Genomic DNA, 24,508 nt, shown 5'->3' with positions numbered 1-24,508 from the left:
TAGTGAAAGGCGCAACCGGCGCCGATGCATGCCAGCAAATTCACAGGGAACAGCCAATGATGCAGGCCGTAGGGATCCGCAACGAGATCCGATTTTATCTCAATGATCGCGAGATGCGTCTCACCGATGTGGGGGCGGATGACACGCTTCTTGATTTCTTGCGGATCGACCAGCGCCTTACCGGAACCAAAGAAGGCTGTGCAGAGGGGGACTGCGGCGCGTGCACAGTGATGGTCGGGCGGTTGACGCCCAATGGATTGAAATACGAGACCGTCAATGCCTGCATCCGGTTTCTGGCATCGCTGGAGGGCTGTCACGTTGTGACAATTGAATATCTTGGCGGGCCAAACGGACGGCTGGGCCCCGTGCAGGAGGCCATGGTCGAGCACCACGGAAGCCAGTGCGGCTTCTGCACACCGGGGATTGTGATGTCGTTGTATGCTTTGTGGATGGCCCATGAACGGCCGACGGTTCAGCAAGTTGAAACCGCATTGCAGGGGAACCTTTGCCGATGCACGGGCTATGCACCGATCATCCGCGCGGCTCAAGCCGTGACGGATTTCGGAACGCCTTCTTCGGAACATCTGACCAGTGAACGTGACGCTGTGACAGCAAAGCTGCAGGCGTTGCGGGATGGGGCACGTGTGGAGGTGGCCAGAGATGGCAGCCGTGCGATCCTTCCGGCGAATGCGGACGATTTGGCAGAAGTGCTTCAGGAAAACCCGCAGGCAACCATTGTGGCCGGAAGCACCGATGTTGGGCTATGGGTGACCAAGTTTTTGAAACGGCTTTCTCCGGCCGTGTTTGTTGGCAACCTCGAAGATTTGAAGCGGATCGAAGTTGGCGCTGATGCGATCACTATGGGCGCGGGTGTGACCTATTCCGAGGCGCAGCACGTGATTGCCGAACACTATCCGCATCTTAGCGAGTATTGGGATCGCATCGCCGGATGGCAGGTTCGCAACATGGGGACGATTGGCGGTAACATTGCCAACGGATCGCCAATTGGTGACACGCCGCCTGTGCTGATTGCGTTGGGGGCATCGATCACGCTGCGCAAAGGCAATTCCCGGCGGGAGATGCCGATCCAGGATTTCTTTGTTGCCTATGGAAAACAGGATTTGGCAGAGAGCGAGTTCGTCGAGAGTATCTCGGTACCGCGCATTTCCCACGGTCATCATGCTGCTTACAAGATTTCCAAACGCCGCGAGGAAGATATTTCCTCGGTGGCCGTAGGGATGAAAGTGGATGTTAAAGACGGCGTGATCATCTCTGCAGTTTTGGCATTTGGTGGCATGGCAGCCACACCCAAAAGAGCCGGAAACGCCGAGGCGGCCCTGATTGGAAAACCATGGTCTGAGCAGACAATGCTCGCGGCTGCGGCGAAGCTTCCCGAAGATTTCCAACCTTTGAACGACATGCGCGCAACGGCGGAGTATCGCATGAAAGTGGCGCAGAACCTGTTCAGACGATTTTGGCTCGAACAGTCAGGCGCTGAGGCCCGGCTGACTGCGGAGGGCGTGTGATGAAAGAGACCGTTTCCATCAAGGGCGGCGTGCACCGCGACCTGATCCACGACAGCGCCGCAAAACACGTGACCGGTGCAGCTGACTATACCGATGACATCGCGGAACCTATCGGAACACTCCATGCCTATTTCGGCACTTCGACAGTGGCGCACGGCCGGATTGTATCGATGGACCTGAGCGCCGTCCGAGCCGCTTTGGGCGTGGTCGAGGTCCTGACCGCCAAGGATGTGCCGGGAGTGAATGATGTTAGTCCCACGGGCCGGCATGATGAGCCTCTGTTTGCCGAGGACACGGTTGAGTTCTGGGGGCAGGTCGTCTTTGCCGTAGTTGCGGAAACACGTGATCAGGCCAGACGCGCTGCCGCGCTGGCGCAGATCGACTATGATACACTGGACCACGTCATTGAGGCCGATGAGGCCATTTCCAAAGGATACCCAGATGTTACGCCGCCGATGACGCTACAGCGCGGAGACGTGCTGCAGGGACAAGCTGAGGCCGAACACCGAATTGCCGGGCAGATGCGTATAGGTGGGCAGGATCACATGTACCTTGAAGGCCATATCGCTTTTGCGATGCCGGGCGAAGATGACGACGTTATCGTACACTGTTCGACGCAGCACCCGAGCGAAGCACAGCACATGGTGGCGCATGTGCTTGGCGTGCCGAATAATGCAGTGGTGGTAAATGTGCGTCGTATGGGCGGTGGATTTGGTGGCAAGGAAAGCCAGATGAACCAGTTCGCAGCGCTGGCCGCCTTGGCAGCGAAACGTCTGAAGCGACCTGTGAAAATTCGTCCTGACCGTGATCAGGATATGGAAAGCACCGGCAAGCGGCATGATTTTGTCGTGGACTATGATGTGGCCTTTGATGGCGACGGCCGGATCAGTGCCGTTGACGCCCAGTTTGCGGCGCGCTGTGGCTGGGCCTCGGACTTGTCCGGACCCGTGACTGACCGCGCGCTGTTTCACGCGGACAATGCCTATTTCTATCCGCATGTGCGATTGCAGAGCCGGCCAATGAAGACAAACACGGTGTCAAACACTGCCTTCCGCGGCTTTGGTGGCCCGCAAGGAGTTGTTGGTGCGGAGCGGATGATCGAAGAGATTGCCTATGCGCTTGGTAAAGACCCCTTGGAAGTGCGAAAGGCGAACTTTTATGGTCAGACGGACCGCAACATCACGCCATACCATCAGCAGGTTGAGGACAACGTCATTGGTCGTTTGGTGGAAGAGTTGGAGAAAGACTCCGGGTATCATGCGCGCCGTCGGGCGGTGCTTGAGCACAATGCCAAGGGGGGCATCATCCGGAAAGGCATTGCTCTGACGCCGGTGAAATTCGGCATCAGCTTTACCGCGACGTGGTACAATCAGGCGGGTGCCTTGGTGCATGTCTACAACGACGGATCGATTATGCTCAATCATGGCGGGACCGAGATGGGGCAGGGGCTCAACACCAAAATTGCACAGGTGGTTGCGGATGCGTTTCAGGTCGATATCGGCCACATAAAGATCACCAAAACAACAACTGAAAAGGTTCCCAATACATCGGCCACCGCGGCGTCGTCCGGTACCGACCTGAATGGGATGGCGGCGCTGGATGCCTGTGAACAGATCAAGGCGCGGCTTGTGACCTGGGCGGCGGAAGCTTGGGGTGTCGACGAAGATGCGGTGACTTTTGCACCGAATACCGTGCGTGTCGGAGATCAAGAATTCTCCTTTAGCGATTTTATTTCAAAAGCTTACATGGCGCGTGTGCAGTTGTCTGCTGCCGGCTTCTATAAGACGCCGAAAATCCATTGGGACCGCGAAAAAGGGCAAGGGCGCCCGTTCTACTACTACGCCTATGGTGCTGCTGTCGCGGAAGTTTCGGTGGATACATTGACCGGCGAGTATCGCGTGGACCGAGCAGATGTTCTGCACGATGTCGGTAAGTCCCTGAACCCTGTTCTGGACAAAGGTCAGGTCGAGGGCGCTTTTGTTCAGGGCATGGGCTGGCTGACTTCGGAAGAGCTTTGGTGGGACGACGCCGGACGCCTGCGGACCCATGCGCCGAGCACCTACAAAATTCCCCTGGCGGGTGATATCCCGCGGGAATTCAATGTAAATCTGGCGGATTGGTCGGAGAACCGTGAGTTGACGATCAAGCGCTCCAAGGCCGTTGGCGAGCCTCCGTTCATGTTGCCCGTCTGTGTATTCGAGGCGCTGGGCATGGCTGTTGCGTCGGTCAACGAATATCGCGAATGCCCCCGACTGGATGCGCCGGCAACGCCAGAGCGGGTTCTGATGGCCGTAGAGCGGCTGCGCGGATGAGTCCTGCGGCCATCATCGCGTTCTTGCGGAGTGAGGACCCCGTTGTACAGGTGGAAATCACCCGTGTTCGTGGTTCGTCGCCGAGAGATGCTGGCGCGGTTATGTATGTGTCCTCCACTGGCATGGCAGGCACAATTGGTGGCGGTCAGCTGGAGTACATGGCGCTGGATGAGGCGCGTAAGTTGTTGAAATCGGAGCAGGTTTCAGCGGTGATGGATGTGCCGCTCGGGCCGGAGATCGGGCAATGCTGTGGCGGGCGGGTCGAGGTTGGCCTGACCGTGATGGACGCGGGTGCTCGGGACGCGGCGCAGGCACGGGCGGCGGAAGACGCAGCAGCCGTGCCGAGGGTTTACGTGCTGGGCGCGGGCCATGTGGGGCGGGCTTTGGCAAAACAGTTTCAGCATTTGCCGGTGGCTTGCGAACTGGTGGACAGCCGTGAGGTGGAACTCTCCATGAGCGACGCGAATGTGGGTAAGTCTCTGACCGCATTACCAGAATCCGTGGTCAGAGAGGCGCCGGCCTACAGTGCGTTTATCGTCCTGACCCATGATCACGCGCTCGATTTCTTGTTGGCCTCCGAAGCGCTGGCTCGCGGCGATGCGGCCTATGTTGGTATGATTGGGTCGGCAACCAAGCGGGCGAAGTTTGACAGCTTCGCAAAGACACAGGACGGCGTACGGTCCGAAGACCTGATCTGTCCGATCGGTGGGGCGGGAAGTGCTGACAAGCGCCCGGAAGTTATCGCTGCCTTTGTTGTGGCTGAAGTCATGTCGGCGCTGACCGAAAATGTTTGCGAAACGCAGCTCACCACCTGATTTTTGGGGTGAATCGTCAGTCTGCATTCCGTCAGTAATGCGTCGGTATTGCGTCGGTTAATCCATTGCAGATTGCGGGAGGAGCCAAGCAGGCTAGCACCGTCAACGCGCGGCGTCCGCGATCTCCAAAGTCCGGTCCAGAATGGAGAGGCCGTGCAATAGGTCTTCCTCGGAGATGTTCAAAGGCGGAGTGAGCCGGATCACGTTCGAGAAGAAGCTCAAATAGAGACCTTCATTCATGGCAAAGGCCATCATATCGCTCATCGGTTTTGCGGCTTCTCCCTTGGCGGCAAAGGGTACGAGCGGTTCCTTGGTCGTGCGATCTTTCACCAGCTCAATACCGTTGAACATGCCCAGTCCGCGAATGTCGCCAACAGAGGGGTGGCGCTCTGCAAGTTTCGAGAGTTCGGCACGCAACAGGTGCCCCATTTTGGTCGCGTGAGTGAGGGTATCTTCGTCCTGCATTGCACGGATCGCGGCCACACCGGAGGCGCAGGCCAGCGGATGGCCGGCGTATGTCAGGCCACCGGGCAAGGCACGGGTCCGGAGCCAGTCATGGATTTCCGTTGTGACCGACATGGTGCCCAGCGGCACATAGCCCGAGTTGATCCCTTTGGCTGAGGTCAGGATGTCGGGTGTTACCCCCCAGTGATCGACGGCGAACCATTTTCCGGTGCGCCCGAAGCCGGCCATGACCTCATCAGCAATCAGCAGGATGCCGTATTTGGAGCAGGTCTCGCGGATCGACTGCATGTAGCCATCAGGCGGCACGATGATGCCGTTGGTGCCGACGACCGGTTCAAGGATGACCGCAGCAACCGTGTTGGGGTCTTCGTACATCAGCAACTCTTCGAGATGCGGCCCCCCTTTCGCAACGGGACAGTTGGCAGGGTCGGTGTGTCCGGTGGGCAAGCGATAGAGATAAGGATCGAGCATGCGCACGACACCAGGCATGTCCGCGCGGGTCAGATGGTGCCGGGGGTCACCGGTAAGTGACAACGTGCCGCCGGTCGCGCCATGGTAGCTGCGGTATCGCGCGATAATTTTGTGGCGGCCCGTGTAGTGGCGGGCCAGACGCACGGCCATCTCGTTGGCGGCCGCGCCGCCGGTTGTGAAAAAGGTCGACGTGATGTCGCTTGGCGTGATGTCGACCATCAGCGCGGCAAGTTCCGAACGTACATCGCTGCCCATTGCGGGTCCGATGTAGCAAAGCTTGTCGGCCTGATCCTTGATCGCTTGCACGATCTTCGGGTGCTGGTGGCCGAGGTTTGCATTGACCAGTTGGCTTTGGAAATCCAGATACCGTTTCCCGTCGCTGTCCCAGAACCACGATCCCTGCGCTCCGGTGATCACGCGAGGGCGGTTGCCCTGCGGAGACCAGCTTTGCAGGTAATGGTCAGCGTGCATGTCTTTGACCCAGTCTGGATCATCGGTCGGGAACATGTTTGGAAGCTCGTTCATTGGATGCGTCCTTAGTCGAAAATAGCGGTTGGCTGGCCAAGTGCGGCGGAGTCCGGAGTGACGCCCAAACCCGCACTTTCGGGTGGGGCGATGCGCCCCTGACTGCGGGTTGGACCGTCAGGTGCAAGCCGTGGGCCAACATAGTGTGACAGATCGCACGTGTTCATGATCCCCCGCTGCGGTGTGCTGGCTGCAAGATGCAGAAGCGCGGCAGTGGTGATGTCGCTGCCCCAAGTGTCTTCGATGCACATCTGCGTTCCGAGCGTCAGACAAAGATCGCGGCACCGGCGCATGGCGGACAAGCCCCCCATTTTTGAAAGTTTCAGCGCCGCGGCGTCCATGCAGCCAGCCTGATGGCCGGCGATCAGGCTATCGATGTCCCTTGCGCTTTCATCAAGCTTCATCGGCAAGCCCGTTGCTTTGCGCACATGGGCGCATTCTTCGATGGTTGCGCAGGGCTGTTCCAGCATGATGTCGAGGTGGCTCACCGCGCGCCCGACCCGTGTGGCCGTCAGTGCGTCCGCGCCGCAGTTCCAATCCCCATAGACCAGCGGTCCCTGACCAACTGCCTCGCGCACCTGAATGAGGCGCGCAACATCGGCTTCCCAGTTGGCATCGGCGCCGAGTTTGACCTGAAACTGGCGCATGCCCTGCGCAAAGGCGTCCTTGGCAATGCGGGCCATTTCTTCGGGTGCGATGCAGGTGACGGAATGATAAAGCGGCATGTCCTTGACAGCACGCCCACCAAGCAGCGCATAGAGCGGCAGGCCCGCGGCCTGTGCGGTTAAGTCCCAAAGCGCTGTGTCGACTGCGGATTTTGCATAATCGTGGCCAAGGAGGTGTTTGTTGAGCCGCTCCATCAGGGCTTCCGGACCAATTGGGCTGGCTCCTAGAAGCACCGGGACCATTTCCTGAATGGCAGGGACCACACCGCCGGAATATGCGGGCAAATAATGCGGAATCGGGCAGACTTCGCCCCAACCGGAGAGCCCCGTGTCCGTGTCCAAGCGGACCACGGTCGTTGTTACCGTATCGCAGGTTTTTCCGTCCGCCATGTAGTATGTTTCGTGACTGGTCAGCGGCACCTGCCAGACAGAGACGCGGGTGAGTTTCATGCGGTGGCCTCGTACGTTGCAACGGGCGGGCCGAGGGCCTCCTCATCCGGATGGACCCCAAGGCCCGGCGTTTCCGGCAAGTGCAAATGTCCGTCTTGGTTGCGGGGGCCGCGCCCGCCCGCGATGTCGACGGTCAGCATGTCCTGGCAGGCCCAGACCGCGTGGCAGGCATGATCCGGGATGGTTGCGGCGAGGTGCAGGGCTTCTGTATCGGCCAGAACCGATCCGCCGGTCGCCATGACAAACATGTCGATGCCGTGCGCCAGTGCTATGTCCCGCATGCGGGCGGCCTTTGTCAGCCCCCCGACGCGATTGAGCTTGATGCCAAATACCTCAGCCAGCCCATCGCGTGCGATGCGGGCGGCGTCCTGCAACGTTACGAGGGATTCGTCGACGGACACAGGAGCACTATGGAGGGGGCGAATAGCAGCAATGTCGTCCAGCGTTTCGCCGGGTTGTTCGAACATCACGTGCAGATCTTCGGTTGCCCGCATGACTCGCAAAGCCTGTTGTCGCGTCCAGCCGCGGTTTACATCATACAGCACGATTTCGCCCTCGCGCCGGATGCTTTCGACATCCCGGATACGCGCGATATCTCGTTCTACGTCTCCTCCGATTTTGACGGAATGGGCGACATAGCCGCGCTGGCGGTAGCGATCCATGACGGCGCGGGTTTCGTCGACAGTTTTTGCGCCGACAGAGCTTGCGATCGGGCGGGGCGTGCGGGATCCACCGCCCATCAAATCGGCTATTGGCAAGCCTGCGGCCTGTCCGGCGATGTCCCAGCAGGCCATATCAATCGGGGATTTTGCGTAAAGATGGCCGGGCAGAGCGAGGTCCATGGCGCGTTCGACATCGAGCACGCGGCGCGGGTCCAGCCCAGTCAGGAAAGGGGCGATTGTCTGGATGCCTGCGCGGATGCCGGGCCCGTGGGCTGGCACATAAGTGTGCCCCCACGGTGTGCCTTCGCCCCAGCCCGTGATCCCCGCATCCGTGTCGATGCGCACAAATGTGGCGTCCAGCACCTCGAACTTGAGGCGCCCGCCGGAGAGCCAGTAGGGGTGCTCGAGCGGCAAGTCTTTGTGGAAGACAGTGATGCGGGTGATTTTCATTGTGGCTCTGTGTCCTCTGCCAATTCTGGAAGATCGGAAAAATCGCCGTCGCGGAGTCGGTCGCGTGCCTCCATCAAGGCGAAGCCCAAAAGATTGCCACCTTGCCATTTGGAGGGATCGGAGGCTGCCGGATCGTCCTTGCCCAGCCCGATACCCCAAATTGGGTCCATCGGGCTTGCTTCGACGAGTATTTTGCTCCCCGTGGTCTGAAGGTATCTGCCTAGGTCCGTGTTTTTGCGAAATTTCAGGATGCAGCCGCGCAAGACGATGCCGTAGGACTCACGATCCCAAATGGTGCCGTCGAAGTCAGCGACCTGACGCCCGAGCGCTTTGGCTTTACCGGGGTTGTCTTTGGCGCCAAGGATTTGGGCTTCGGTCGCTGTGTCGCCAAACAGGCGGGCTTTCTCCGCCATCATCCAATGTTCTGCTGTGTCATATCGAATGCCGCGATGGGAGAAACCAGCGGGGAACCATTGGCTGAACACGGCCGGTGAGGCCTGGTCTGCACGGCCTTTGTGGCTCCAGAAGAAAAGGAACTTGGTTTTGGGGTGGCGAGCGGCGTCAATAGCCCACTGCTGATTGTACTTTGGTGTACTCACGTTGGCGTCTCAAATGTAGCTACGGCTGTGCCGAGGCTATCAAAATCGGGATCGACGCCAAGACCCGGTAGGTCGGGGGCGTAGAGTTTTCCATCCCTTGCAACGGGACCGCCGATGCCGGTGGAGCGGGTGTTGTAGTTCATCAGGTCGGTTGTGTTTTGCAGGTATTCCGGCGGCGTTGAGGCAGCGAAGTGGGCCACCACCGAGGACGAAATTTCGCCGCCCCAGGTGTCTTCGGCCACCACAGGGATGCGGTTTTCGACCAGGTAGTCGCGCACGCGGCGGGCTTTGGTCAGACCGCCGAGGTTGGAGAGTTTCAGGCAACAGACTTCGGCCCCTCGATCTGCGACGATGCGTTGGGCTACGTGCATGCCGGTCAGGCATTCATCAAGTTTCATCGGCTGAGTGGCAACCCGGCGAACCTGCTGACATTCCTCGTAAGTGCGGCACGGCTGCTCAAGAATGTAATCCAAATCACACGTTGCTCGGGCCACCCTTATGGCATTGTCCACGCGCCAACCCTGATTGGCGTCGGCCATGGCCTTTTCGCCCGGTTTCAAAAGCGGCACAGTGGCGCGGATGCGTTCGATATCGGTGGCCCAGTCAGATCCGACTTTGATCTGGAACTGGCGATAGCCATTGGCCCGGTGGCGGTCGAGTTCGGCGATGGTTTCCTCGCGCGACCTCTGGGGCGCCACCCGGTACATTGGAGCTCCCTCCGTGAGCTTGCCTCCGAGCAGCATCCAGACAGGTTGGGTACTCGCCTTGCCGAGAATGTCCCAACAGGCGGCATCGAAGGGCGCTTTGGCATAGCCGTGGCCTTGCACGGTGTTGTCCAGAATTTGCTCGATCTGCCCCAGTTGCCGCGGGTCCGCACCCAGCAGCTTTGGAGCGACCAGTTTAGCAAGCGCCTCAACCCCTTCTGAGTGGGCCACCATGTAGTTTTCGCCACAAGGCGTGAACTCGCCGCATCCCTGAAGACCTGCGTTGGTATCGATCACAACCACTGAGGCGATTGCTGTTTCGATGGCATTTCCGGCACCCCAACCATAGCTTCCGTCAACGTAGGGCAAGGGTGTTTTGTAAATTCGGATACGGGTGATTTTCATACGCGCACCTCGTTCGGCGCGGTCTGGAGGAGACCCTTACCTTTAGAAAAAAGTCGATTTGTGCTAAGTTCTGCTTGGTTTCGCGCCGTTTCCGCACGTTGGTGCGAGGCCTTATTTTTATAGTTTTTTTGTTTGGAGAGTATTATGAAACGAGCGAATTCCATTTCTGTTGAAGAACTTACCGCCGTCGCCGAAAAGGCGGCGCATGAAGTGCTGGGCAGTCGCATGAAGGAACTCGGCGCCGGTGTCGACATCGGCATTTTCCCCGACATCGGGACTGTGGGCCTAATTTGGCGCGATCCCGTATTTGACCGGTTTGATGCGGTACAGATGTTGGATGCGTCCAAGAAAATTGCGTCGATGATGGGGCCTGTCGCCGAGGGTGCCAGACCGAGCGTGCGCGTTTTTGATGGCGGCGTTACAGCCGGATTTTTCCCGGTGGAGCCGATCATTATGCGAGAGTTGTTTTGACGGATGACACTCTGACCTGTCCATCGTCCCAACCGGACATGGACGGGGCGCAGGTGCTTGGTGTCGTTGAACGCGATGGTGACAGCGCGGAGTTGAGGTACCTCAATGCCACGCTTGCGGTCAGCGATGCGGTGCTGGACGCGACCGGTAATGTTCCTCCCACATTGGTTTACCGGTTCGCGGCCCCCTGCGTGAGCAGCAAATGCACCCATTTTTCCGACGGGGCGTGCCAATTGGCCACCCGCATTGCGCGGTCTTTGGAACCGACGGTCGACGGCCTGCCGCCTTGCGCGGTCCGCAAGACCTGCCGATGGTATCGGCAGGAAGGTGCGCCGGCATGCCATCGGTGCCCGCAGGTTGTGACGCAGGTCAACGATGCACAGGATCCTCTCTATGCCGTCGCGCTTCCTGAACCGGAAGTGGCGCAGGGGTAGGCCCTTGTCGGACAAGTCAGGGAAGCGGGCGGCGCAGGTCATGTTTCGCCCGCTTTTGCTTTTTTCCGATAGGTCAGCGCACTGGCGATCAGAACCGAAAGCGCGTCCTTGCTGATCTCCCGATCCAGCGGGATGTGGAGCGCGCGGCTTCCGTCGTAGGAAAACTCGGGAAAGAGTGCGCGCCAGTCACTGACCAGTGTTGTCTGGCAATGCACAAGCAGGTCGATGCGGTCCGGCGTTTTCTGAGACCAGTTCAGCCGGATTGGCGTGCCGATCCGCTTGGGGGGCGCAAAGCTGGGCTGTCCCCATTTGAGAGCTTCCTCAACTGCGACTCCGGTTTCTGTTGCTGTTGCGTGAATGAGTGCACGCAGGTTGAGCATCGCGCTGCGGGGCTGTTCCGGCAGGGCTGTGATGAGGTCGGAAACATCTGTGGATTCAGTCATGTCGTCTCCGTCGGAGTGAGAACAGGCGGGCTGTCAAAGCCGTTGCGCCACAGGACCAGAGCCAACAATGGGCGACTGTGCGTGTCGGTCGCATGCGGTTGGTTGGCGGCGTGAAAAACCGTGTCACCCGGCGCACAGGTGCGAGCAGGTTTTCCGTGTGCGTGAAAGGTCGCCGATCCGGCGATCACAAGATAGATTTCCTCGCCGGGGTGCTCGTGGAATGGGTAAGGCAATTCGGCAGGCATGTAGACCATCCAAGCCCACATTTGCCGACTGGAGAAGGCGCCGCCGTCACCGATAATGCAGTAGCATCCAAAGCGGGACATAAAATCGTCCCCAATGTCCGTGTCCTTGTAGGTTTCCCGCCACCGTGCATGCGGAGATGCCAATCGCAAGGCGTTCCAAAGTGCAGGTTGCTTCGCGTCTGCCAAGTCGTTTTCTGATGTGAATAGGTCCGCTGCCGGAATGTGGAATGGCGCCACGTCTTGCGGGATAATGTCGGTGGGGAACGCGCAGAAAGACCGCAGGTCCACATGCGCTTCATGTGTCTTTCTGACTTCCTGAAGAAGCGTATCCCACACCTGCCGTGTCACGGTACGACCACGATGTTGCCGGTGTGTTTTTTCTCGATGAAGGCAGCCTGCGCGTCACGCAGCTCTTCCAACGGATAGGTGGCGGCAAGTGCGGGTTTGATATCGCCGGCCTCAATGTAGCGGATCAGGTTTGGAGTGACCTCGAGATCAATGATAGTGGATCCTGTGAAAGTCAGATCGCGCAGATAGAGCGTGCGCAAATCCAGATCGACCATCGGACCGGCGATGGCACCGGAGGTGGTCAAGCGCCCCCCTCTTTCAAGAACATCCACTAGCGTCGGCCAGTTAGGCCCACCAACGACGTCGGCGAGCACTGTGATTTTCTCGTCTCCCAGCGCTTTGCGGATATTGTCCGGCGCGCGCGGCAGGACGATGTCGGCTCCGAGTGCGGCCACGTCGCCGTGTTTGGCTTCGGACGCCAGCGCGACAACGCGGGCGCCACGGCGTTTTGCCAGTTGCACAAGTGCGCCACCCACGCCCCCTGATGCACCCGGAATGAGGACGGTGTCGGCGGCCGTGACCTTGGCCCGTTCAAGCATGCCTTCGGCGGTTGAATAGGAGCAGGAAAAGGTTGCCAGTTCCGCGTCAGAGAGTGCTGATTTGACGGACAGAGCGTTGCGTGCAGGCAGGACGGTGTATTCCGCGTAGCCACCATCCATTTCCGACCCGAAGTAGCCGGTTTTGTTCATGTTCAGCAGATCGTCAGGATCGCGCAGCCAGTTGTCGGTGATGATGCGTTCGCCAATGCGATCTGGACTGATGTCAGCGCCGACAGCAACGATTTCGCCGCAAACGTCTGCGCCTTGGATCCTCGGAAAGGTGATCGGTGCGCCGCCCCATGTGGGGTCATCTTCGTCCGGAGTAGCATCGGTGGCAGCGTCCGTTGCCCCCGAGATGGCTTTGGAGTACCAGCCCACGCGCGTATTCACATCGGTATTGTTGAGACCGCAGGCGCCAACACGCACCAGAACCTGATCTGAAGCCGGAGTCGGGACAGGCCAGTCAGTGCGCCATTCGTACATTTCCAGGTCCCCGTGCCCGGTGAGTATCATGGCGTTCATGGTGGTCGGTATGGTCATCTTGGTCGGTCCTATGTTGGGATCGAAATGGAGGGGCGGTCTTTGTCGCACCTAGTGTGACACCTCCAATCTGTTTTTTGCAAAAGAAGTTGGACGTCGTCTCCTTATTCGGCCGCGCGTGGCTGCGCGTCGGTGCGCGGCAATGTGGACATGGGATCATAGATCGGCTCGGCCAAAACGCGGGCGGTCCGCGTCAGGCCCGCTATCAGGACCGACAGGTTTGTGCCGGGCTGTGCTGCCGCGGGTTTGAGATAGGCGAATGCGAGGATTTTGCCGACGGTATGGCCGTAAGCAACCGACGCGGTCGAGCCAACGACCGTGTCGTCGAGCAAAACGGCTTCGCCACCGTGGCCGTCATGTGCGCCATCTGGCTCGATTTCCAGATAGGCGCAGACCCAAGGCATGGCGTCGCTGTTCAGAGTTTTTTCCTTGCCGAGATAGTCTTTGTCGGTGCGGGCAAACCGCAAAACATCGGCTTCGGCCAGTGTGACTTCATTGGTCAGTTCGCCTGCGCCTTTGAAACCTTTCTCCATGCGCAGGGCGTTCATGGTGAAACTGCCGTAGTCCGTAAGACCATGGGCATCGCCAGCGGCGGAAAGGGCTTCGTAGACCGGGAGCGTTGCCGCGCGTTCCATGTGCAGTTCCCATCCCAGTTCGCCGGCATAGGACATCCGGAAAGCCCACACCGGATGTCCGGCAAGGGTAATTTTTTGGGCGGACAGCCATCGGAAGCTTGCGTTGTCGAGCGGGGCGTCAGTACAGGCGGCCATGATGTCCCGGCTGCGGGGGCCATTCAGGGAAAGGGCGCACCAGTCGTTGGAGCGGTTGATGGTGGTGATGTTGTGGCTGTGTTGATGGGCCGCGATGTGATCGAGCAAGCGTTGTTCGAAGAACGCGGCGCAGACGAGGTAGTACCGCGCGTCCGCAAGTTTCACGACAGTGCATTCCAGTTCGATCCGACCCGCGCGGTTGAGCATATGTGTCAGGGCGATGCCGCCTGTCTTTTGCGGCAGGCGATTGGCACACAGGTAATCGAGAAGCTTCTCGGCATCGGGGCCGGTGACTTCGACCTTGGTGAAAGCCGAGATGTCCATGATGCCGGCGGCCTCGCGCACAGCCTTGCATTCCAAAGCGACCATATCGTGCACCGGTGTACGCCCGAAACCGTAGTGGTCTTCTTGTGCGACGCCGTTGCGCGCGAACCAGCGGGGGCGTTCGTGGCCATAGACTTCTTCGTGCACCGCGCCTTTGGAGTTCAAAGTCTCATAGAGCGGGGAAGGTTTGACCGGTCTGCCTGCAAGCCGGTTGAAATGCGGGAAAGGGATTTCGTGACGGAGGCAGTAGTCTTCCCGTGCCTTGATCACCTGCCAGTCTTTGGTGGCGTAGTCGCCGAAGCGGCGAGGGTCATAGTCGCGCATGGAGATGTCAGCCGAACCGTGCACCATCCAGCGGGCGAGTTCTCGTGTCAGACCGGGGCCCCAGCCGATGCCGATTTGAGTGCCGCAGCAGCACCAGTAATTACGCACACCCGGGGCAGGGCCAACCAGCGGATTGCCGTCCGGCGGGTGGCTGATGGCGCCGTGGACTTCGCGCGTGATTCCGAGTTCGGCGAAAATCGGCATCCGGTTGAGGCTTTCCTCAAGCCACGGCATGACACGGTCATAGTCTGCATCAAACAGCCAGTTTTCGTATTCCCAAGGGCACTCGTCGTGCCAGACCGAATTGGGGTTTTCCTTTTCGTAGATCCCGATAAGGCCGCGTTGTTGTTCCATGCGGATGTAGCCGGACACTTTCTTGTCATCGCGAATGACAGGCAGTTCACGGTCGAGATTGGCAAATTCGGGAACCGGTTCTGTCACAAAGTAGTGGTGCGTCATTGAGGTCATGGGCAGTTGAAGGCCGGACCACTCGCCCATTTGACGCGCATAGGTGCCGCCCGCGTTGACCACATGTTCACAGGTGATGGTGCCGCGCTCGGTTTCCACGATCCATTCACCATTGTGCGCTTGAGTTATTTTGGTGGCTCGGGTGTGGCGGAAGATTTGTACACCCTTTGCACGGGCGCCGGCGGCCATCGACATCGTCACGTTTGTCGGGTCAACGTGACCGTCATCCGGAGTATATAGAGCTCCTTTTACCCCCTCGAGATTATAGAAAGGGTGCTTGGTTGCGACGAAAGCCGGATCGACCAATTCAATGTTGAAGCCAAGGCTGCGGCCCACGGCCAGTGTGTGTCGTAACCAATCCATTTCGTCGTCTGTGTACGCGAGGCGGAACGACCCGCAGCCGTGCCATGTCACGGGTTGGCCCGTTTCCCGCTCCAGCGCACCGGAGTAGAGATCGATGTTGTAATCGACGCATTTGCCAAGCGAGAAGGACGATGTCGAGTGCGTAATCTGACCTGCGGCATGCCAGGTCGATCCGGACGTTAGTTCAGCCTTTTCCAGAAGGACCGTGTCCGCGCCCCAGCCTTCGTGACCCAGATGATAGGCCAGTCCGACACCCATGACGCCGCCGCCAACGATCACAACACGGGCGTGAGAGGGGAGATCTTTTTGTGCCATTTTACGACTCGCTCGGTACAGATGTTTGCTCTTGGCAAGCTATGCAATCATCTGTACCGTCGTCAATCATGAATGACACAGATGTATCAAATACCGTTTTGGAGCGCCTGAGCGGGGAGTGGGACAACCTCACGCCCGAGGCGCAAAAAGCTGCGCGCTATGTGCTTGAAAACCCTAATTCTGTTGGGGTTTCGACCGTGCGCGAAATCGCGGAATTCGCGGAGGTGAAACCCAATACCTTTGTGCGCATGGCGCGGCAGGTTGGCTTTGAGGGGTACGAGGATTTTCGCGAGCCGTTCAAGGAGGCGATTCGCGAGGGGCACGTCGGATTTCCGGATCGGGCGCGCTGGTTGCAGGAAGTGCGTCAGTCCGGAGGGCTGGGCGGGCTTTATGCCGATATGGTCGGCGCGGCGATCCGCAACATAGAAGAAACCTTTGCGGGTGTTTCTGAAGATGCGCTGCGCGAGGCGGCGGAGGCGATCTGGAATTCGCGCACCGTCTACACCCTTGGCGTGGGCGTGAACAATTCCAACGCGCGAAACTTTACCTATTTGGCCTCCACAGGGATGACGCAGTTCAATGCGATCCCGCGCCCGGGCTCTACGGCGGTCGACGATCTGGCCTGGGCGGACAGCCGCGATGTGCTGATTGCCATTACCTGTAAGCCCTATCGGACCGAGGTCGTCGAGGCAGTACAGATTGCCAAAGAACAAGGCATGACCGTGGTGGGGATCTCCGACAGCCTTGCCAGTCCGATCATTCGCGGGGCGGACCACGGGTTTGTGGTCGCAGCAGATACCCCTCAGTTTTTCCCGAGTTCGGTCAGCACCATCGCACTGCTTGAAACCCTGCTCAGTTTTGTGATCGCGGTCGCGACACCGGAGATCGTTGAGCGGGTGGAAAAATTCCACGCCCGCCGGCACCAGCTTGGCATCTACAAGGACGAGGCGACATGACAGAGGCACTGACACGCTCGCTGGAGGCGCGGTATTACACGGCGCCAGAGGTTTACGAGGCAGAGAAGCAAGGCTTGCTGTCCCGAACGTGGCAATTTGCCGGGCATGTCAGCCAAATCCCCGAGGTTGGGGCCTATTTCGCTTTCGAGATTGCCGGGGAGAGCCTTTTTGCCATTCGCGGACGCGATATGGTCGTGCGCGTTTTCTACAATGTGTGCCAGCATCGGGCGCATCAGTTGGTCGAGGGCACCGGCAGCACCCGCGTGGTCGTCTGCCCCTATCACCAGTGGACCTACGAGCTTACCGGCGGGTTGCGGGCTGGCCCGAATATCAAATCCGTACCGGGGTTTGATCGGGCCAAGGTGTGTCTGACCGAAGTACGCTGCGAGGATTTTCTTGGGTTCCTGTTTGTAAACCTCGACAAAGATGCTGCTCCGATGGACGAGTGGTATCCGGGTGTTCGGGCTGAGATTGCGGAATATGTGCCCCATGTGCGCGAACTTGCGCCCGTGGAGTGGGTTGAATGCCCCGAAAACTGCAACTGGAAGGTCTCTGTTGAAAACTATTCGGAGTGTTACCACTGCCCGACCAACCACCCGACTTTTGCCGAAGGGGTGGTTAAGCCGGAAACCTACGATATTCAGCCAGACGCCGGTGGAGGGTACGTCCTGCGTCATGTGACCGAGTGCCAGAGCCTTGAGAAAATGACTTACCCCATCGATATGTCCGTGCCGCATGCAGGGGACTATCAGAGCTGGTTTCTTTGGCCGATGTTTTCGTTCCAGTGTTATCCGGGCAACGTGCTGAATACCTATCACTGGCGGGCTGAGGCGGTGGACCAATGCACGGTCTGGCGCGGTTGGTACACCGTTGAAGGTGAAGAAAGTGACGTCATTCGCAAGTTGGCGGTGCAGGATCGGGAAACCACCGTTGCCGAGGACATCGAATTGGTTGAGTCCGTTCAGCGCGGATTGCAATCACGCGGATATGTTCCCGGTCCGCTGGTGCTGGATCCTGCATGCGGCGTGATGAGCGAACATTCCATCCGGCGGTTGCAGCAATGGATGCGCGAGGCAGTGGATGGGTGAGCGGGACATGATGATGCCGGAAAACTGGCGCGAGGAGCACAAACTGTTCCAGCATCAGGTGACGTTCACCTGTCCTCCGTTTGACTATGATGCTGCGCCAAGTGATTTCCTGCGGATGGCGCCCGACAGTGTCGGGGTGCACGGCTGGATGCTGCATGTGCCGGACTATGTGCACGGGCTGGATCAGCGCAAAGCCAACTTCTCGATGATGGAGGATTTCTGCCACTTGAGTGCGCGAAATGGCGCAGATGTGGCGGCGCAAGTCGGGTCGAATTGGGTGCATGCCAGCGGCCTCGGTGTGGAAGGGGTTCGTGCACATTGCGAAGCCTTGTCAGAACGCTTCGACCTTCATTTTCACATGGCGGGATATGCGATGGTGGAGGCCCTGCGGGCTCTCAATGTCGAGAAAGTTGCGCTGAATGCCGCCTATCATTGGCCAGCTTGGTGGCAGGGTACAGTCCGGTTTCTTGAAGAAGCGGGGTTTGACGTTCTCTGGGCCGGTAATTTTCATGACCAAGGTTGGTTTGACAGCCAAGAAGATGTGAACGACTGCCGTTGGGTGTTTGAAGGCAATCTTGCCGCGAAATCCTTTGATTATGTGGCCGAACAGGCGCCTGAAGCAGATGCTTACCTGATAAACGGCATGTGTAATTTTCGCAGTGGTGCCAATGGATTGCCAGAGCGTCCTCTGCATTTGACAAGGATGCTGGAAGCGCGACTTGGCAAGCCGGTCGTGGGGCATGACACCGCGCTTTATTGGCGCGTTTTCAAGAGCCTCGGGCTGGCGCCGACAATAGCGCGCGGGACTTTGCTGGAGAGCCTAAATGCATAAAATCGTTGCTTTATGGGCTGTGCCCAGATCGACCTCTACCGCGTTTGAGTGGATGATGCGCCAGAGGGGCGATCTGGAGTGTCTGCACGAGCCGTTTGGAGAGGCTTGGTATCAAGGCGAAGAACCACTTTGGCACAGGTACAAGGAAGGCGAGGTTGTGACACCTGGCCTCACGCTTGAAAGTGTCTGGGCTGACATTCAGGCGTTGGCCCAAAATGGCCCCGTCTTTCTCAAGGACTTTCCGCACTACATCAGCCACATGTGGGACTTCGAGTTTCTTGGCCATTTTACCCATGCTTTTCTGATCCGTGATCCGGCAAAGACCATCACTTCGATGGCCGACAAATGGCCGGATTTTCACGAAGGCGAGGTTGGGTTTCCCGAGCAGCGGGCCCTGTTCGATTTGTTGTGGGCGCTCAATGGATCGCCGCCGCCTGTGATCGACAGTGACGATTTGCTTGAAAATCCCGAGGGTATGACCGAGGCGTTCTGTGCAGCCGTCGGGCTCCCATTTAAGCCCGAAGCACTAAGCTGGGAAGCTGGCGGGGATCCTTCTGCACACAGTTGGTGGGATGGTGGGTCTTTCCACTCGAATTTGGCGAAGTCCACCGGACTTGTTGCGCAGCCGCGACGCTATGTGTCGCTCGCGGACCTGCCGGAGCGAGTGCACGCGGTGCACCGTCGCATGAAACCACACTATGACCGAATGTTTGCGCATCGGCTGAGACCTGAGGAAAAGGCATGAAAAGCTACTGGCAGAATTTTATCGACGGTGCGTGGGTCGACGGCGGTGCAGGCCGGATCGCGGTGCAAGATCCCGCCACTTCGGAGCAGATAGCTGAACATGCACTGGCGGATGCTGGGGATGTCGACAAAGCTGTCCAAGCTGCGAGGCGGGTGCATCGGTCTGGCGCCTTGCGCGACTTGCGCCCTGTCGAGCGCGGGCGCATGGTGCAGGCGATGGGGCGGTATCTGCTGGAGAATCTCGACGAGATCGCACCGGTCCTTACGGCGGAGCAGGGCAAGCCGCTCTGGGAAAGCCGGATCGAAATTGAAGGCGCTGCGCGGTACTTCGAATACTATGGAAATCAGGCTGAAACGGTGGAAGGCCGGTCAATTCCGCTGGGCGCCGGCTATTTTGATTTCACCACTTACGAGCCGATGGGCGTTTCGGCACAGATCATTCCCTGGAACTATCCGGTGGAGATGACCGCACGTTCGTTGTCAGCAGCGCTCGCGACGGGAAACGCTTGCGTCATCAAGTCGCCCGAACTGACACCTTTGACGAATGCATGGTTTGCGAAAGCGGCCGAGCATGTCGGACTTCCGAACGGCGCGGTGAACGTGCTTTGCGGCCTAGGGCGCGATGCAGGGGCCGCTTTGGCAGGGCATCCGGACGTGAACCAGATCGTGTTCACCGGCTCTGTTCAGACCGGCATTGCCATTGCCACGGCTGCGGCCGCCAACGTCGTGCCCTGCGTGCTTGAACTTGGCGGCAAGTCAGCGGCGATCGTGCATGAAGACGCGGATCTGGAGGCATTCGAAACCGACATTCGCTGGGGGATTTTCTTCAATGCGGGGCAGGTTTGCTCTGCCATGTCCAGAGTGATCGTGCACGAGAGCCGCCATGATGAACTGGTCGAACGCGCCGCAAAAATCGCGAGCGGCCTGATCGTGCGGCCCGGGGAGGAGAGCCCGGAATTCGGCGCAAATATGGGTGCGATGGTGAGCGAAGGCCAGAGAGACCGCGCCGTGCACATGGTCAGCCGTGCTCAGGAGCAAGGCGCACGCGTGGTGACCGGCGGAAGGGCGCTCAATCGCGCCGGCGCCTTCATGGAGCCTACTGTTTTGAGTGGGGTCACGGGGGACATGGAAATCGCACAGCAAGAGGTGTTTGGTCCGGTTCTTTCGGTCTTGCCGTTTGCCAGCGAAGCCGAAGCCGTCGAGATCGCGAATGGCACCGACTATGGCCTTGTTGGCGGTGTTTTCACGCGCGACACCGATAGGGCGATGCGTGCGGCACGGGATGTTCGCGCGGGGCAGGTGTTTGTGAACGAATGGTACGCCGGCGGAGTCGAGACGCCGTTCGGCGGATATGGAAAATCCGGCTATGGCCGCGAAAAGGGGCGCGAGGCGCTCTGGAATTATGTGCAGACCAAAAATGTGGCGATCAAGCTGGGAGGCGGGGCATGAGTTTTGATGAGGATCTTTTCCTGATTGGGTTGGAACAGCGCAAAGCAACTTTGGGCGCGGAGTACGTGGAGAAAAACCTCGCAGCAGCGGATGATTTTACGCGGCCGTTTCAGGAAGCGATGACCGCCTGGTGCTGGGGCTTTGGCTGGGGCGATGACGTGATCGATGCAAAGACACGGTCGATGATGAACCTCAGTATGATTGGCGCTCTGGGAAAAATGGCGGAGTGGGAGACCCACCTCAAAGGCGCGCTGAACAATGGCGTCTCTGTTGAAGAGGTGCGGGCCATCATTCATGTGGTGGCGATTTATTGCGGTGTGCCGCAAGGCTTGGAGTGTTTCCGCGTGGCGCGTCGCGTGTTCGAGGAACGCGATCTCATTTGATCCGGCTTTGCGGCAGGTCTGTTGCGCATCCACGGTACGTGCTGAACTTGGCGGCGCCTCTGTGATGGGGTACTCCGGAAGAAAGCTCTCTTCTGCGGACCTTATCCATGCATAGCCCACACCCACTGACGCGCGATCTTGTTCTTGTCGGCGGCGGACATGCGCATGCGCTGGTGCTGCGCATGTGGGGCATGAAACCACTTGCTGGCGCGCGTCTTACCCTGATTAATCCCGGGCCGACGGCGCCATACTCCGGCATGCTTCCGGGACACATCGCGGGTCACTACTCGCGCGAAGACCTTGAGATCGATCTGGTCAAGCTTGCCCGTTTCGCAGGAGCGCGGTTGATCATGGCGCCCGCGACCTCCATTGACCCTGTCGCCAAAACCGTCACCGTCATGGGGCGGGGCGAGATCGGGTATGATGTGGCGTCCCTTGACGTTGGTATCCACGGTGATTTGCCGTTTATCGACGGGTTTGCCGAGTATGGTATCGGGGCAAAGCCCCTTGATCGATATGCCAGGAAATGGGCGGCGTTTCTGGAGGCTGTGGAAAACGACCTCGCGCCGGAAGTGGCTGTGATCGGGGGCGGAATAGCCGGCGTGGAGCTGGCATTGGCCATGGGGCATGCGCTCAAAGTGAAAGGCGCGGTGCCGAAGATCACCCTGATTGAGGCGTCGGAAAAGATTACGCCGCAAACGCCGGGCGCGGAGGAACCTTTGCAAAAAGCCATGGCACGAATGGGTGTCAAAGTGCTCACAGATGCAAGCGTTGTCGGTGTCACTCGGGACCGCGTCCTGCTTGCGGATGGGCGACAGGTTGCCAGCCGGTTTTCGGTTGGCGCCGCAGGCGGGTTTGCCCATCCCTGGCTGGCGAATTCGACGCTGCCTCTTACGGACGGCGGCTTTGTACGGGTGTCTCAGACGTTGCAGGCCGAAGGATATGACGATCTGTTTGCCGTTGGTGATTGCGCCGAACTGACGGATACACCGCGCCCCAAGGCTGGTGTCTTTGCCGTGCGTGCTGCGCCGGTGTTGAAGCACAACCTCAAAGCGGCGTTGACCGGGCGGAGGATGCGCTCTTTCAAACCGCAAGAAGACTATCTCAAATTGGTGTCCTTGGGCGGCAAACGTGCTCTGGCAGCCAAGTACGGCAAGACATTTTCTGGGACTGGTCTCAAAGCGCCATTGTGGCGGTGGAAAAACCATATCGACCGGAAGTTCATGCGCAAGTTTGATCGCTTGCCGTCAATGCCCCAACCAAAGGTGCCGCGAGAGATCGCAGACGGACAGCTCGACAAACAGCCTATGTGTGGAGGTTGTGGTTCCAAGGTGGGCGCAGGCACCCTTGCAAAGGCGTTGCAGGGGATGCCGTCGCTGGGGCGCGCGGATGTGCTGTCCGGTCCGGGGGATGACGCGGCGGTGCTGTCCATCGGCGAAAAAGAGCAGGTCATGACGACGGATCACCTGCGCGGATTTAACGAAGACCCGGGCCTGATGGCCCGGATTGTGGCAGTACACGCACTGGGCGATATCTGGGCTATGGGTGCCACTCCGCAGGCCGCACTTTTGTCAATCATCCTGCCGCGCATGGCGGAACCACTTCAAGCTCGAACGATGGCAGAGATTCTGCGGGAAGCCGGCGATGTGCTGAAAGGGGCGGGTGCCGAGATCGTCGGCGGGCATTCGACGATGGGCGCCGAGATGACCATCGGCTTGACCTTGACGGGGCTTCTGGACCGCTCAGCGATCACAATTGCGGGCGCGCAGGTAGGGGACGCCTTGATACTGACGCGGCCTATCGGGTCGGGCACTGTGCTGGCTGCGGAAATGCAAGGCAAGGCGCGTGGGCGTGATGTCGCCGAGATGCTGGCGCGTATGGCCGTACCGCAAAGCGATGCTGCCGGTGTCTTGCAAGATGCGCACGCCATGACCGACGTTACCGGCTTCGGTCTGGCGGGTCACCTGATGGCAATCTGCCGCGCCTCCGGAGTTGCCGCCGAACTCGATTTGGCGTCCGTTCCGACCTATGCAGGTGCCGAGGCGCTCGCGGCTGCCGGTCATCGTAGCACGATCTATCAAAGCAATCTGGATGCGGCGCCGGTTTTCGGGCCAGACAGCGCGAAGGCGGTTTTGCTTCATGATCCACAAACGGCGGGTGGGTTGCTTGCCGCTGTGAATGCCACAGATGCAACAGATCTGGTCACCGAATTGCGGGCGTTGGGACACGATGCAGCTGTGATTGGACGGCTGGTCGCGGGGGACGCCACTATTGTTCTGACGCAATGATGGTGGCTGCCGTGGTGGCCAGCGTTTCTTCGGACAGATCAGGCAAGTCGATCGGCTGCGCTTCAGGCGCCTGCGCGCGCGAAATGCGGGTATAGCGCGGGTCGTAGTGAGTTTCTATGAGTTGGGTTGCCAACGCATGATAATTGCCCTCTGCGGCCAGTGTGCGCCAGTCGGCAACCAGCCCGTGCCCGTGATAGCGCGTCATCTGTTCAAGAACAGCATCCAGCTTGTCGCCGTTTTCTAGCATATCCGGATAGGCGGTCAGAGTGTGTGCGGCGCGGTCTTTCAGGGGGGCTGTGATGCGCAGGTTCGGGGCCTGGATCATGGCTTGCCATAGCGTGGGGGGAATGATCAGGCGGCCGATCTTGGAACTTTCTGCCTCCACATAGACCGGACGCTCGGGGGTGAGTTTGGCCATGCCCATTGCAAGGCGACTTTCAAAGGCTTTCTGGCTTGGTTGCGTATCACCCAAAGGTCCAAAGAGTGACCCGCGATGCTCCGCCATGGCTTCGAGGTCAAGGGTTTGGCCGCCCTGATCTGCGATGTGATGCAGCAGTCTGGTTTTGGCCGTTCCGGTACCGCCGTCAATAACCACAATGGGGCAGGGCATGTCTGAATCATAGAGCGCCTTGGCCACCATGCGGCGATAGCTCTGGTAGCCACCATCAACCGTGTCGGCGCGCCAACCGATTTGCTTGAGAATGATCGCTACGGACCCCGAACGCTGACCTCCGCGCCAGCAATAGACCAACGGTTTCCAGCCACCTTCACGGTCCGCAAGCGATCCTTCGAGATGTGTCGCGACATTGCGGGACACAAGCGCGGCGCCGATCTTGCGAGCTTTGAAAGGATCGTCCTGAACGTAGATGGTGCCAACACGGGCCCGTTCTTCGTTTGAGAGCGCTGGCAAAGAGATTGCGCCCGGGATTTGATCTTCGGCGTACTCGGCTGGAGAGCGGACGTCGATGATCTCGTCGAAGGGCAATGCGGCGAGGTCAGAGAGTTTGGTCAGCGTTACAGGCATGGCGAGCGTCCGGTTGTCAGAGTGGCTCTTGAGTAACGGCAAAAACGCGCGAAAACCAGTAAGATGACCGTGGGGTCATCCCTGCGAGAGAGCAGGTGAGGCCCGGGGCCT

At 59.2% G+C, this 24,508-nt stretch carries 22 protein-coding genes; 12 read left to right on the top strand and 10 right to left on the bottom strand.

Annotated elements, in window-relative coordinates:
- The first annotated feature begins 56 nt into the window (after nucleotides 1-56).
- Genes xdhA through xdhC form a run of 3 tightly spaced genes read left to right on the top strand, consistent with a single transcriptional unit; the run spans nucleotide 57 to nucleotide 4,653 of the window.
- Nucleotides 57-1,526, top strand: coding sequence for a xanthine dehydrogenase small subunit (gene xdhA / locus BXY66_RS10890; RefSeq protein WP_243694348.1), 1,470 nt, complete (start codon nucleotides 57-59; stop codon nucleotides 1,524-1,526).
- A complete protein-coding gene (gene xdhB / locus BXY66_RS10885; RefSeq protein WP_132860125.1) occupies nucleotides 1,526-3,838 on the top strand; it encodes a xanthine dehydrogenase molybdopterin binding subunit in 2,313 nt (770 codons plus the stop codon). Before xdhA ends, xdhB begins: the two co-directional genes overlap by 1 nt.
- Nucleotides 3,835-4,653, top strand: coding sequence for a xanthine dehydrogenase accessory protein XdhC (xdhC, locus tag BXY66_RS10880; RefSeq protein ID WP_132860428.1), 819 nt, complete (start codon nucleotides 3,835-3,837; stop codon nucleotides 4,651-4,653). The genes xdhB and xdhC overlap by 4 nt, the downstream gene beginning before the upstream one ends.
- A gap of 102 nt (nucleotides 4,654-4,755) precedes the next feature.
- Here the strand turns inward: xdhC and BXY66_RS10875 are convergent, their stop codons facing one another.
- The 5 genes from BXY66_RS10875 to BXY66_RS10855 are packed head-to-tail and all read right to left on the bottom strand — an operon-like array spanning nucleotide 4,756 to nucleotide 10,049.
- A complete protein-coding gene (locus tag BXY66_RS10875; RefSeq protein ID WP_207911304.1) occupies nucleotides 4,756-6,114 on the bottom strand; it encodes an aminotransferase class III-fold pyridoxal phosphate-dependent enzyme in 1,359 nt (452 codons plus the stop codon).
- Nucleotides 6,115-6,125: 11 nt separating this feature from the next.
- Nucleotides 6,126-7,229, bottom strand: a complete 1,104-nt coding sequence (locus BXY66_RS10870; RefSeq protein ID WP_132860124.1) for a mandelate racemase/muconate lactonizing enzyme family protein — start codon at nucleotides 7,227-7,229, stop codon at nucleotides 6,126-6,128.
- Nucleotides 7,226-8,341: a mandelate racemase/muconate lactonizing enzyme family protein gene (locus BXY66_RS10865; protein ID WP_132860123.1), complete on the bottom strand. Its 1,116-nt coding sequence runs from the start codon at nucleotides 8,339-8,341 to the stop codon at nucleotides 7,226-7,228. The genes BXY66_RS10870 and BXY66_RS10865 overlap by 4 nt, the downstream gene beginning before the upstream one ends.
- Nucleotides 8,338-8,940 carry an NADAR family protein gene (locus tag BXY66_RS10860; RefSeq protein ID WP_132860122.1) on the bottom strand — a complete coding sequence of 201 codons (603 nt, stop codon included), beginning with the start codon at nucleotides 8,938-8,940 and terminating at the stop codon, nucleotides 8,338-8,340. Before BXY66_RS10860 ends, BXY66_RS10865 begins: the two co-directional genes overlap by 4 nt.
- The gene (locus BXY66_RS10855; RefSeq protein ID WP_132860121.1) at nucleotides 8,937-10,049 is read right to left on the bottom strand and encodes a mandelate racemase/muconate lactonizing enzyme family protein; all 1,113 of its coding nucleotides are present in this window, start codon (nucleotides 10,047-10,049) and stop codon (nucleotides 8,937-8,939) included. Before BXY66_RS10855 ends, BXY66_RS10860 begins: the two co-directional genes overlap by 4 nt.
- 144 nt (nucleotides 10,050-10,193) lie before the next feature.
- Between BXY66_RS10855 and BXY66_RS10850 the strand changes: the two genes are divergently transcribed.
- Both BXY66_RS10850 and BXY66_RS10845 read left to right on the top strand, forming a co-directional pair.
- Complete coding sequence (locus BXY66_RS10850) at nucleotides 10,194-10,520, top strand: hypothetical protein (RefSeq protein ID WP_132860120.1); 327 nt, start codon at nucleotides 10,194-10,196, stop codon at nucleotides 10,518-10,520.
- Nucleotides 10,517-10,954: a hypothetical protein gene (locus tag BXY66_RS10845; RefSeq protein WP_132860119.1), complete on the top strand. Its 438-nt coding sequence runs from the start codon at nucleotides 10,517-10,519 to the stop codon at nucleotides 10,952-10,954. Before BXY66_RS10850 ends, BXY66_RS10845 begins: the two co-directional genes overlap by 4 nt.
- Nucleotides 10,955-10,992: 38 nt before the next feature.
- Here BXY66_RS10845 and BXY66_RS10840 read toward each other — a convergent pair whose 3' ends face one another.
- The 4 genes from BXY66_RS10840 to BXY66_RS10825 all read right to left on the bottom strand — a co-directional run bounded on the left by BXY66_RS10840 (nucleotide 10,993) and on the right by BXY66_RS10825 (nucleotide 15,633).
- The gene (locus tag BXY66_RS10840; protein WP_132860118.1) at nucleotides 10,993-11,397 is read right to left on the bottom strand and encodes a DUF1801 domain-containing protein; all 405 of its coding nucleotides are present in this window, start codon (nucleotides 11,395-11,397) and stop codon (nucleotides 10,993-10,995) included.
- Entirely contained in the window at nucleotides 11,394-11,990 is a 597-nt protein-coding gene (locus BXY66_RS10835) for a dimethylsulfonioproprionate lyase family protein (RefSeq protein WP_132860117.1), read from the bottom strand. Before BXY66_RS10835 ends, BXY66_RS10840 begins: the two co-directional genes overlap by 4 nt.
- Nucleotides 11,987-13,069 carry an alcohol dehydrogenase family protein gene (locus BXY66_RS10830; protein WP_243694347.1) on the bottom strand — a complete coding sequence of 361 codons (1,083 nt, stop codon included), beginning with the start codon at nucleotides 13,067-13,069 and terminating at the stop codon, nucleotides 11,987-11,989. Before BXY66_RS10830 ends, BXY66_RS10835 begins: the two co-directional genes overlap by 4 nt.
- Before the next feature lie 104 nt (nucleotides 13,070-13,173).
- Nucleotides 13,174-15,633: an FAD-dependent oxidoreductase gene (locus BXY66_RS10825; protein ID WP_132860116.1), complete on the bottom strand. Its 2,460-nt coding sequence runs from the start codon at nucleotides 15,631-15,633 to the stop codon at nucleotides 13,174-13,176.
- A gap of 68 nt (nucleotides 15,634-15,701) precedes the next feature.
- Here BXY66_RS10825 and BXY66_RS10820 point away from each other — a divergent pair, with 68 nt between their 5' ends.
- The 7 genes from BXY66_RS10820 to selD all read left to right on the top strand — a co-directional run bounded on the left by BXY66_RS10820 (nucleotide 15,702) and on the right by selD (nucleotide 23,373).
- Complete coding sequence (locus tag BXY66_RS10820) at nucleotides 15,702-16,589, top strand: MurR/RpiR family transcriptional regulator (RefSeq protein WP_132860425.1); 888 nt, start codon at nucleotides 15,702-15,704, stop codon at nucleotides 16,587-16,589.
- The gene (locus tag BXY66_RS10815; RefSeq protein ID WP_132860115.1) at nucleotides 16,586-17,677 is read left to right on the top strand and encodes an aromatic ring-hydroxylating oxygenase subunit alpha; all 1,092 of its coding nucleotides are present in this window, start codon (nucleotides 16,586-16,588) and stop codon (nucleotides 17,675-17,677) included. The genes BXY66_RS10820 and BXY66_RS10815 overlap by 4 nt, the downstream gene beginning before the upstream one ends.
- Nucleotides 17,670-18,509, top strand: coding sequence for an aspartate racemase/maleate isomerase family protein (locus BXY66_RS10810; protein WP_243694346.1), 840 nt, complete (start codon nucleotides 17,670-17,672; stop codon nucleotides 18,507-18,509). The genes BXY66_RS10815 and BXY66_RS10810 overlap by 8 nt, the downstream gene beginning before the upstream one ends.
- Nucleotides 18,502-19,254, top strand: a complete 753-nt coding sequence (locus BXY66_RS10805) for a sulfotransferase-like domain-containing protein (protein ID WP_132860114.1) — start codon at nucleotides 18,502-18,504, stop codon at nucleotides 19,252-19,254. The genes BXY66_RS10810 and BXY66_RS10805 overlap by 8 nt, the downstream gene beginning before the upstream one ends.
- Nucleotides 19,251-20,702 (top strand): aldehyde dehydrogenase family protein, encoded by a 1,452-nt coding sequence (locus BXY66_RS10800; protein ID WP_132860113.1) that lies wholly within the window; start codon nucleotides 19,251-19,253, stop codon nucleotides 20,700-20,702. The genes BXY66_RS10805 and BXY66_RS10800 overlap by 4 nt, the downstream gene beginning before the upstream one ends.
- Nucleotides 20,699-21,085, top strand: coding sequence for a carboxymuconolactone decarboxylase family protein (locus BXY66_RS10795; protein ID WP_132860112.1), 387 nt, complete (start codon nucleotides 20,699-20,701; stop codon nucleotides 21,083-21,085). The genes BXY66_RS10800 and BXY66_RS10795 overlap by 4 nt, the downstream gene beginning before the upstream one ends.
- A gap of 107 nt (nucleotides 21,086-21,192) precedes the next feature.
- Complete coding sequence (gene selD, locus BXY66_RS10790) at nucleotides 21,193-23,373, top strand: selenide, water dikinase SelD (RefSeq protein ID WP_132860111.1); 2,181 nt, start codon at nucleotides 21,193-21,195, stop codon at nucleotides 23,371-23,373.
- Here the strand turns inward: selD and mnmH are convergent.
- Entirely contained in the window at nucleotides 23,354-24,397 is a 1,044-nt protein-coding gene (gene mnmH / locus BXY66_RS10785; protein ID WP_132860110.1) for a tRNA 2-selenouridine(34) synthase MnmH, read from the bottom strand. The genes selD and mnmH overlap by 20 nt on opposite strands.
- Between the last annotated feature and the right edge of the window lie 111 nt (nucleotides 24,398-24,508).

This window comes from Shimia isoporae (assembly GCF_004346865.1).
GTDB classification, from domain to species: domain Bacteria; phylum Pseudomonadota; class Alphaproteobacteria; order Rhodobacterales; family Rhodobacteraceae; genus Shimia; species Shimia isoporae.
Note: the sequence above shows the minus strand (reverse complement) of the source record. Positions and strands in the feature narration are given on the sequence as shown.